Raw genomic sequence first — 2,003 nt, forward strand, 5'->3', positions numbered from 1 at the left:
ACTCGAAGTTTGGGCTATTTATATGTTTTTTTACTGTGAGCTATTCAGATATTCGGCAAGCGCAATCACGGTTTTTTTGTCTTTTTGCGAAAGTTCTGTAAATGTTTTTAAAAGTTTCTGCTCTTCCATTGGTGTGGAATTTTCATTTTTATTGACGGCTGAAAGGATTTCATTTGGAACATCATTTTTTCCGGTGATAAGATATTCAACAGAAACACCGAGCACTTGCGCAATGCGGACGGCAATATCTGCGCTTGGCATACATCCGCGTGAACCTACATAACTGTCGATGGCCCTCTTTGAAATTCCGGCGCGCGCCGCGACTTCCTTATCCAAAAGTCCAAGAAAATCAATCTGTTCACGTAGACGATCTCGAAAATCCATATTTTATAATAACACTTTGGTGGTATTGTAAAATTGACAGTAATAAAATAGTGGTATATATTATTGGAGTAATACTAAAGTGGTATTTTTAAGGAGAGATTCTTCCATAATGCCTCTGAAACCCTTGTCTTATGGTGAAAAAACGTCCTAAAAAAACGGACGTTTTTTTTGCTGATATTTTTTTCGCCTTTTTGTGATGTTTTCATTGCATTCATATTTTTTTTAATTATAACAAGAAAAAAAAATTCCGTCAGAATTGGGAAGAAATATCATTCATCGCATCCTATCTTTCCATCAGCCTAACCACTTCTTCTTTTGAATCCAAGAAAATCTTTGCAATCTGCGGGTCAAAGTCTGTGCCGCTGCCTTTTTCAATTATTGAAAAGCACTGGTCAAGCGGCATTGCGTCGCGGTAGCAGCGTTTTTGGGAAACGGCGTCAAAAACATCGGCGACTGCCATAATCCGGGCGTGAAGGGGAATCTGCTCGCCTGAAAGTCCTTGCGGGTAGCCTTTTCCGTTGTATTTTTCGTGATGGAACCTTGCCACCTCGTAGGCGATTTTTTCAAACTCTGCGTCATCCAGATTTTTGAATGTGTTCTGGATAATTTCTCCACCGCAAGCCGCGTGCTTTTTCATAATCGTAAATTCTTCATCCGTAAGTTTTCCCGGCTTTTGCAGGATGTAATCCGGTGTTGCAATTTTTCCAATATCGTGGAGCGGAGCCGCATTGCTGACATTCACAAGGTAATCTTTGTTCATAATATCTTGATAGCGCTTGTCGTGCCGCATTTTGTGAAGAATCAGATTCACATAGGCTCTTGTGCGCTTGATATGTCCGCCGGTGTTGCTGTCGCGGTTTTCAACAAGATTTGCAAATCCTTCAACCATGTTGTCGTTGTATAAAGTGAGCTTTCTAATAGAAGGATTTTCAAATTCAATGTAAATTCCCAAAAGAAGGATGGCAGCGCAAATTGAAGTAAGCAGAATTTCTGGAAAAATAATTTGAGCAATAAGAACAATTCCCACAATCACGATAATTGAAACTGTTCCAAATTTTTTATCCTTTGCAAGATATTTGTGCCGCGTAACCACAAGACCTAGAATGATTCCATAATGAAGAAACAACGAGATAAAGCAGACATAAACCGAAAATCCCATTGAATAGAAAGTTGTTTTTCCTTGAATATATTCAATTTGATTTATTCCTGCAAAAATCATAATTAGCGAGATAATTCCCGGCAGAAAAAGAAGAAAATTCTTTTTTTTATGCTCTTTGCAAAAACCTACAATCTGGTCGTACATATAAAGAGATGTCACGATAATCGTTAAATCCATGAATACAAAAAACAGCAGATGTCCGTATTTATTCAGCCATTCAGGAATAATTTCAAGGTGATTTACAGTCCAGGCAGTCAGACCGTCAAAAAATACCGCCCAGGGAGCAACAATCATGAGAGCATCAAAAAACTTGTTGCAAGGAATTTTAGTTTTTAAAGTCGCTCTTAAATAAGTTAATATAATATAAAGAGTTACAATCAAACAACCAATCTGTAATTTTACATACTGCATAAAATTTCCTCCGAAAATATAGTAGGTCGAATGTCGAGTTTTGATAAGA

2 protein-coding genes are annotated in these 2,003 nt (G+C 37.7%); both read right to left on the reverse strand.

The window, feature by feature from the left end; translation table 11 throughout:
• Positions 1 to 30: 30 nt before the first annotated feature.
• Complete coding sequence (locus B2X33_RS01190) at positions 31 to 384, reverse strand: helix-turn-helix domain-containing protein (RefSeq protein WP_296666948.1); 354 nt, start codon at positions 382 to 384, stop codon at positions 31 to 33.
• Positions 385 to 667: 283 nt separating this feature from the next.
• Positions 668 to 2,003: HD-GYP domain-containing protein (locus B2X33_RS01195; RefSeq protein ID WP_296666951.1), on the reverse strand; the 1,336-nt coding region annotated here is incomplete at its 5' end.

It is taken from the genome of Treponema sp. UBA785, from assembly GCF_002297065.1.
In the GTDB taxonomy this organism is placed as follows: domain Bacteria; phylum Spirochaetota; class Spirochaetia; order Treponematales; family Treponemataceae; genus Treponema_D.

Bases quoted from the DNA above. Each gene is read 5' to 3' on its own strand.
- B2X33_RS01190 (WP_296666948.1), bottom strand. From the start codon at position 384: ATGGATTTTCGAGATCGTCTACGTGAACAGATTGATTTTCTTGGACTT.